The sequence below is a fragment of the Caldimonas tepidiphila genome (assembly GCF_003569765.1).
Taxonomy (GTDB): Bacteria; Pseudomonadota; Gammaproteobacteria; order Burkholderiales; family Burkholderiaceae_C; genus Caldimonas; species Caldimonas tepidiphila.
Genome location: NZ_QXMG01000025.1, coordinates 74,392 through 82,181, shown reverse-complemented (window position 1 = coordinate 82,181; position 7,790 = coordinate 74,392). Strand labels below are relative to the sequence as shown.

Genomic DNA, 7,790 nt, shown 5'->3' with positions numbered 1-7,790 from the left:
GGCTGGTGGCTCGCGGCGCTCGCGCTGGCGATCGCCTCGCTGGGCTTCGGCGCGGTGACAGCCGTGCCGATCCTGCTCAAGCCGCCCAACCGGGAGTGGGGCACGGGAGCGGCCAGCATCGCCTGGGTGCACACGAGCACGCGGGTCCTCACCAGCAGGCTCGCTGCCCCGGTTTGATTTTGCCTGCACCCTGCTATTGTGAAAGAACCTCCGCGAGCATCGTCCGTTTGCAGGTCGAGAAACATCGGAACTTCGGATCTGATGTCTGCGACCCGTCATGCCAAGTGCCGGGCGGGTCCTGGATCACGGCCCAATGAGCGATCCATTCAACGACAAGGAGCACAGCAATGCCCACCACCGTCATTACCGGCGCAGCCTCGGGGATCGGCGCAGCCACCCGGGCAGTCCTCGAAGCCGCAGGACATACAGTGATAGGCATTGACCTGGCTCATGCGGAGATCGAGGCTGACCTCTCCTTTCCGGAAGGACGGGCCCGTGCTCTGGGCGCGGTACAGGCATGCTGCGGCGCCCGCCTCGACGGGTTGGTGCTGTGCGCAGGTTTGGGGCCGCAGACAGAACCGGTGAGCAAGGTGGCCTCGGTCAACTACTTCGGTGCGCTCTCCATCCTCGATGGCCTCTTGCCGGCCTTGCGTCGGGGACAAGATGCTGCGGCGGTCGTCATCTCTTCGGTCGCGGCGTCGCATCTTGCTTGGGACCAGAATCCCCTGGCGACGGCATTCGAGGCGGGGGATGAGGCGAAGGTGCAGGCCCTGGTTGCGGCCGCCGGCCCCAAGAGCGGACAGCTGGCCTATGCTAGTTCGAAGAATGCGCTGACGGTGGCAGTGCGGCGCCGTGTTGTCGAATGGGGGAAGGCGGGCGTACGTCTGAACAGCGTGGCGCCCGGCGCGGTGGAGACGCCCTTGCTGCAAGCAGGCTTGGACGACCCTCGCTACGGACCCGCAATCCGTGACTTCGTCGCACCGCTCGGACGTCGTGCTCAGCCCCAGGAGATCGCTGCGGTGATCGCGTTCCTGATGAGTGCGCAGGCCAGCTACGTTCATGGAGCTCAGTTCTATGTCGACGGCGGCATCGATGCCATGACGAGGCCCACCCGCTTCTGAGCAGGCGGCCTCCGAAACCGGTGACTCGCAGCCGGTTTCACGCTCACCTGCCTTCGAACCTCGGCTTGCGCTTGTCGATGAAGGCCTGCATGCCTTCCTTCTGATCGCGCGTGGCGAAGAGCAGTTGGTTGGCCTTGCGCTCCAGCATCAGCGCCGCCTCCAGCGACGCGTCCACGCCCGCCAGCACGACTTCCTTGATCTGCATCGCCGCCAGCGGCGGCATGGCCGCGATGCCGCGCGCCATCTTCAGGGCCTCGTCCTGGACCTGCTCATCGGGCACCACTAGGCTCACCAGGCCCATGACGCGCGCCTCCTCGGCACCGACGGGCCTCCCGGTCAACAGCAGGCGCATGGCGTTGAACTTGCCCACCGCACGCACGAGCCGCTGGGTGCCGCCGATGCCGGGCATGATCCCGATTCGGATCTCCGGCTGCGCGAAGCTCGCACCCTGCCCAGCCACGATGATGTCGCAGTGCATGGCCAGCTCCGCGCCCCCGCCATAGGCATAGCCGCACACGGCCGCGATGACGGGCTTGGGGCAGCGCTCGATGGGCGCCCACACGCGCTCGGTGTGGCGCTGCAGGATCTCAACCGGCCCGGCCTCGAGTAGACCCTTGATGTCGCCACCGGCGGCGAACACCTGCGGCCCGCCGGTCAGCACGATGGCGCGTACCCGCGCATCGGCGGACAGCTCCTCGAAGGCCTTCCCCAGCTGCGCCTGCAGCGTCAGGCTCAACGCATTGGTCGCCTCGGGACGGTTCAGGCGTACAAGGGCCACGCCCTCGCCCTCATACGAGACCAAGACTTCAGGGGGGGCGGATTCGGCATCGGAAGGCAGCTCGCTCATAGGGTTCTCGTCGGATGGATGGGCGTGATGCTCGATCCGGGGAGGGCGGGAGGCATCGTCCTTTCGGACGTAGGCGCGTTTCCATCCGGTCTCTAGATTTGCAAGCAGATCGAACACAACGACGAGGCTGCAAGCATGGAAGCCGAATTCAAGGAACGGGTGGTCCTTGTGACCGGGGGCACGAGGGGCATAGGCCGCGGTATCGCCGAAGCCTTCCTGGCCGCCGGAGCCCAGGTACTAGTGTGCGGCCGCAACGAGCCGGACACGCTGCCCGAGGCACAGGGGCGCCGCGCTGCCTTCATTGCGTGCGACGTCCGCGAGGCGGGCGCACTGAGCGCACTGATGGATCAGATCGTGCAGCGCCACGGGCGGCTCGACGTGCTGGTGAACAACGCCGGGGGCAGTCCTGCAGCGGAGGCGGCTTCCGCGTCCCCGCGCTTTCACGAGAGCGTGATCCGCCTGAACCTGCTGGCGCCGCTGCATGCGGCCCAGGCCGCGAACGCGGTGATGCAGCGGCAGGCGGACGGGGGGGTGATCCTCTTCATCGGCAGCGTCAGCGCGCTGCGGCCTTCGCCCGGCACGGCCGCCTATGGCGCGGCCAAGGCGGCGGTGTTGAGTCTCGCGTCCTCGCTCGCGGTGGAGTGGGGCCCCCGGGTGCGCGTGGCGGTGGTGAGCCCGGGCCTGGTGCGCACCGAGCAGTCGCACCTGCATTACGGCGACGAGCAAGGCATCGCAGCGGTGGCAGGGACGATTCCCGCGGGCCGCATGGCCGAGCCGGCCGACGTCGCGCAGGCCTGTCTTTTCATGGCTTCGCCGCGCGCAGCCTACATCAGCGGCAGCAACCTGCTGCTGCACGGCGGCGGCGAGAAGCCGGCCTTCCTGGCGGCTGCGCAGGCCGCACAACACAAGGAGCATGTTCGTGGTTGAACCCGATTGGATGAAGGAGGTGCGGGCGCTGGTGGGCAAGGAGTACGGCCACGTCCATGCCTGGGATCCGGTGAACGCGCCGATGGCGCGCCAGTGGTGCGAGATGATGGGCGTCACCAACCCGGTCTACACCGACCCCGAGTTCGCCGCCGCCTCCGTTCACGGCGGCCTAGTGGCGCCGCCGGCGATGCTGCAGTCCTGGTGCGAGCCCGGGCTGCACATGAACAACTACCCGCCCGGCTCGACCGACGAGAACCCCTACGAGGCGCTGAAGCTGATCGAGGCCCAGGGTTTCCCGGCGGTGGTGGCGGTGAACTCCGAGCTGGAGTTCGCGCGCTACCTGCGCATGGGCGAGCGGCTCTACTACACCACCCGCCTGGACGCGGTGGGCGAGCAGAAGACCACCGCTTTGGGCACCGGCTACTTCGTCACGCTGGTGATGAGCTACTTCGCGCAGAAGGACGACGCGCCCGACGAGAAGGTGGGGCAACTGCTGTTCCGCGTCTTCAAGTTCCGGCCCGCCGAGCGGCCGAAGGCCGAAGAAGCCCCGCCCGAGGCGACGAAGCCCGCGATCCGGCGCCCCGCGCCGGGCATCAGCGACGACACCCGCTTCTTCTGGGACGGCGTGCGCGAAGGCAAGCTGCTGATCCAGCGCTGCAGCGGCTGCGGCCGGCTGCGCCACCCGCCCGGGCCGGTCTGCCCCCACTGCCACAGCTTCGAATGGGACACCGTGCAGGCCTCGGGCCGCGGCACCGTCTACTCCTTCGTCGTGATGCACTACCCGGAGGTGCCGCCCTTCGAGCACCCGAACCCGATCGGCCTGATCGAGCTGGAGGAGGGCACGCGGCTCGTGGCTCAGCTCGTGGGCCTGAATCCGGAGGAGGTCCGCATCGGCCAGCCGGTGCAGGTCGAGTTCAACTGCGTGGACGGCGAGCTGGTCCTGCCGCAGTTCCGGCCGGTGGCCCACTAAGGACGGCGCGATGGACTTCAGCTTCAGCGAAGAACAACGCGCCTTCGGCGAGAGCGCGCAGGCCCTGTTCGCCGACTACTGCGGCGACGAGCAGCTGCGCGAGCACGACGCCTCGGGCCGGCCCTTCATGCAGGCGCTCTGGGAGCAATGCCTGGCCGCCGGCCTGCACGGCGTGCTGGTCCCGGAGGCCGACGGCGGCCTGGGCCTCGGCCTGACCGAGCTGATGTGCGTGCTCGAACAGCAGGGGCGGGCGCTGGCCCTGGTGCCGCTGTGGGAGCAGCAGCTCGCGGCGGCCACCCTCGCGCGCTTCGGCGACGCGGCCCTGCGCGACCGGGTGCTCCGGCCGGTGATGGAGGGCGGGCAGCTGCTGACCCTGTCGCTGTCGGGGCTCGCAGCGCCCCGCGGCGCCGGACTGCGCCTGCAGCGCAGCGAGCGGGGCTGGACGGCCGAGGGCACGGTACACGCCCTTCCCCTGGGCGGCCAGGCGCGCTGGGCGCTGCTGGCCGCCGACGACGGACAGGGCCCGCGCCTGCTGCTGGCCGAGCTCGACCGGGTGCGCCGCGTCGAGGGCACGAGCCAGCACCACCTCGGTGTGGCCGACCTGCATTTTGACGCGCTGCCAGTGGACGAAGCGGCGGTGCTGCCGCCCGAGGCGGCCGGCTGGATCGAGCCGCGCGCGCTGGCCTGCCTGGCCGCGCTGCAGCTCGGCGTCACCGCACAGCAGCTCGCCCGCACGGTGGACTACCTCAAGGAACGCAAGCAGTTCGACCGCCCGATCGGCAGCTTCCAGCTGGTGGCGGGCCAGATGGCCGACGGCTACATCGCCCTGGAGGCGCTGCGCAGCTCGCTGTGGCAGCTGGTCTACCGGCTTGACGCCGGCCTGGGCGGGGTGCCCCACGCGCACGCGACGCGCGTGCTGGCCTGCGAGCTGGGACACCGCGCCGGCCACATGGCGCAGCACGTGCACGGCGGCATGGGCGTGGACGTGAGCTTCCACATCCACCGCTTTCTCTACTGGAGCCGCGCGCTGGCCGTCGCGCTCGGAGGCAGCGAACACCACCTGGCCCGGCTGGGCGACTGGCTGGCCGACAACGACAACCTGGGATGGAAATATGACCTCGCCGAAGACCACCCGACGCTTTGATGACACCCGGCTGGGTGACGAACTGCCCGAGCTGTCCATCCCGATCACCGTGGCGCTGATTGCCGGCGGCGCGATCGCCACGCGCGACTACTTCCCCGGGCATCACGACCTGGAGGCGGCGCGCGCGCTGGGCTCGCCGCACATCTTCATGAACATCCTGACGACCAACGGGCTGGTGCAGCGCTTCGTCGAGGACTGGTGCGGCCCCGAGGGGCTGCTGCACGACCTGAAGATCCGGCTGGGCGCGCCCAACTACCCCGGTGACACGATGCGCCTCGCCGGCTCGGTGACCGACCGGCGCGAGGAGGACCGCAGCGTCGAGGTGACGCTCAAGGGACGCAATTCGATGGGCCACCACGTCAGCGGCACGGTGCGCGTGCGGCTGCCCTGAAGCGCGAGCAGGAGACATTATGCAATCTACACCCCTCTCCGGACGCGCCGCCATCGTCGGCCTGGGCGCGACCGAATTCTCGAAGAACTCCGGCCGCACCGAACTGCGGCTGGCCATGGAAGCCACGCTGCAGGCCCTGGAGGACGCCGGCATCGCCCCCGAGGAGGTCGACGGCTTTTCCTCCTACTCGGTCGACAAGGTGCCCGAGTACGAGATCGCCCGACTGCTCGGGGCCAAGGAGGTCAGCTTCTTCTCGCAGATCCCGCACGGCGGCGGCGCGGCCTGCGCCCCGGTGCTGCACGCCGCGATGGCGGTGGCCACCGGCGTGGCCCGCACCGTCGTCGTGTACCGCGCGATGAACGAGCGCAGCTGGTACCGCTTCGGCAGCGGCAGCTACGGCTTCGCCTCCACGCCGATCTTCGAGAACGTCAACTACGGCTGGTACATGCCGCACGGCTTCCACACGCCCGCCGCCTGGGTGGGCATGTTCGCGCGGCGCTACATGCACCGCTGGGGCGCGACGAGCGAGGACTTCGGCCGCGTCTCGGTGGCGGCGCGCGACTTCGCGGCCACTAACCCCGCCGCCTTCTTCCACGGCAAGCCGATCACGCTGGAGGATCACCAGAGGAGCCGCTGGATCTGCGAGCCGCTGCGCCTGCTCGACTGCTGCCAGGAGTCCGACGGCGCGGTGGCGATGGTCATCACCTCGACGGAGCGGGCCCGCGACCTGCGGCGCAAGCCGGTGGTCATCAAGGCCGCGGCGCAGGGCATCAGCGACGGGCAGCAGATCATGACCTCCTTCTACCGCGAGGACATCACCGGCCTGCCGGAGATGGGCCTGGTGGCTCGCCAGCTGTGGCAGGGGAGCGGGCTGACGCCGTCCGACATCCAGACGGCCGTCATCTACGACCACTTCACGCCCTTCGTGCTGCCCCAGTTGGAGGAGTTCGGCTTCGTGCCGCGCGGCGAAGCCAAGGACTTCATCCGCGCCGGCGAGCACGCGCGTGGCGGCAGCCTGCCGATCAACCCGCACGGCGGGCAGCTCGGCGAGGCCTACATCCACGGCATGAACGGCATCGCCGAGGCGGTGCGCCAGGTCCGCGGCGACGCGGTGAACCAGGTGGCGGACGTGCACAACGTGCTCGTCACCGCCGGCACGGGCGTCCCGACCAGCGGCCTGGTGCTGGGCGAGGCCTGAAAGGGGAGAGCGCATGTTCGTCGATCTCACCCCCGAGCAGCACCGCCTCCGCCTGGAGGTGCGCGACTACTTCAACGCGCTGATGACGCCCGAGCTGCGCCTGGCGCTGCGCGGCGCGGAAGGCGGCGCCGAGTACCGGCGCGTGATCCGGCAGATGGGCCAGGACGGCTGGCTCGCCGTGGGCTGGCCGAAGAAATTCGGCGGCCAAGGCTACGCGGCCACCGAGCAGCTGATCTTCTTCGAGGAGGCCAACATCGCGGGCGCGCCGCTGCCCTTCGTGACCATCAGCACCGTCGGCCCGGCGCTGATGGAGCACGGCTCCACGGCGCAGCAGCAGCGCTTCCTGCCCGGCATCGCCGCCGGCGAGATCGTCTTCGCCATCGGCTACTCGGAGCCGGGCGCCGGCTCGGACCTCGCGGCGCTGAAGACGCAGGCCCGGCTGGAAGGCGACCGCTTCGTCGTCAACGGCCAGAAGCTCTGGACCTCGGGTGCCGAGTCGGCCGACTACGTGTGGCTGGCCGCGCGCACCCATCCGGAGCTGGCACGCCACAAGGGCGTCTCGATCCTGATCGTCGACACCCGGTCCCCCGGCTTCTCGCACACGACCATCGAGACGGTGGGCAACATGACCGCCGCGACCTACTACGACGAGGTCGAGGTCCCCGCCGACCTGCTGGTGGGCGAGCTGCACGGCGGCTGGAAGCTGATCACCGCGCAGCTCAACCACGAGCGGCTGGGGCTCGGCTCCTGGTCGGACAAGGTCTTCGGCCCCTTCCGCAAGGTGCTGCTGTGGGCCAAGGCTCGCGACGAGCAGGGCCGGCGCGCCATCGACCAGCCCTGGGTGCGGCGCAGCCTGGCCGAGTGCTACGCGCGGCTGGAGGCGATGCGCACGATCAACTTCCGCATCGCGGCCGAGCTCGAGGCCGGCGGCATGGACGTGGCGCTCGCCTCCACCACCAAGGTCTACGGCTCCGAGGGCGTGATCGAGGTGCTGCGCCGCCTGATGGACATCGTCGGCGCAAGCGCCCTGGTGCGCGCCGGGTCGAGTGCCGCACTGCTGCTGGGCGAGCTGGAGTACGAGATACGCGCCTCCACCATCAATACCTTCGGTGGGGGAACCAACGAGATCCAGCGCGAGCTGATTGCACAGTTCGGCCTGGGCCTGCCCCGGCCGCTGCGCTGAAGAACCGAG

Annotated in this window: 8 protein-coding genes; 7 read left to right on the top strand and 1 reads right to left on the bottom strand. The window is 69.7% G+C overall.

From position 1 onward, the window contains the following. Positions 1 to 347 precede the first annotated feature (347 nt). Complete coding sequence (locus tag D3A59_RS15595) at positions 348 to 1,121, top strand: SDR family oxidoreductase (RefSeq protein ID WP_119155881.1); 774 nt, start codon at positions 348 to 350, stop codon at positions 1,119 to 1,121. Positions 1,122 to 1,164: 43 nt separating this feature from the next. Here D3A59_RS15595 and D3A59_RS15590 read toward each other — a convergent pair whose 3' ends face one another. After that, a complete protein-coding gene (locus tag D3A59_RS15590) occupies positions 1,165 to 1,968 on the bottom strand; it encodes an enoyl-CoA hydratase (RefSeq protein ID WP_119155880.1) in 804 nt (267 codons plus the stop codon). Positions 1,969 to 2,103: 135 nt separating this feature from the next. On the opposite strand from D3A59_RS15590, the gene D3A59_RS15585 reads away from it, so the two are divergent. From D3A59_RS15585 to D3A59_RS15560, 6 genes are read left to right on the top strand one after another with little or no spacing between them, the layout of a single operon-like run. Beyond that, a complete protein-coding gene (locus D3A59_RS15585; RefSeq protein WP_119155878.1) occupies positions 2,104 to 2,895 on the top strand; it encodes an SDR family oxidoreductase in 792 nt (263 codons plus the stop codon). Beyond that, a complete protein-coding gene (locus tag D3A59_RS15580; RefSeq protein WP_205665209.1) occupies positions 2,888 to 3,865 on the top strand; it encodes a bifunctional MaoC family dehydratase N-terminal/OB-fold nucleic acid binding domain-containing protein in 978 nt (325 codons plus the stop codon). Before D3A59_RS15585 ends, D3A59_RS15580 begins: the two co-directional genes overlap by 8 nt. 10 nt (positions 3,866 to 3,875) lie before the next feature. Beyond that, positions 3,876 to 5,009, top strand: coding sequence for an acyl-CoA dehydrogenase family protein (locus tag D3A59_RS15575; protein WP_119155873.1), 1,134 nt, complete (start codon positions 3,876 to 3,878; stop codon positions 5,007 to 5,009). After that, positions 4,978 to 5,400 carry a MaoC family dehydratase gene (locus D3A59_RS15570; protein WP_119155871.1) on the top strand — a complete coding sequence of 141 codons (423 nt, stop codon included), beginning with the start codon at positions 4,978 to 4,980 and terminating at the stop codon, positions 5,398 to 5,400. Before D3A59_RS15575 ends, D3A59_RS15570 begins: the two co-directional genes overlap by 32 nt. A gap of 19 nt (positions 5,401 to 5,419) precedes the next feature. Then, positions 5,420 to 6,598, top strand: coding sequence for a lipid-transfer protein (locus tag D3A59_RS15565; RefSeq protein WP_119155870.1), 1,179 nt, complete (start codon positions 5,420 to 5,422; stop codon positions 6,596 to 6,598). 13 nt (positions 6,599 to 6,611) lie between these two features. Continuing rightward, positions 6,612 to 7,781: an acyl-CoA dehydrogenase family protein gene (locus tag D3A59_RS15560; RefSeq protein ID WP_119155868.1), complete on the top strand. Its 1,170-nt coding sequence runs from the start codon at positions 6,612 to 6,614 to the stop codon at positions 7,779 to 7,781. Positions 7,782 to 7,790 lie beyond the last annotated feature (9 nt).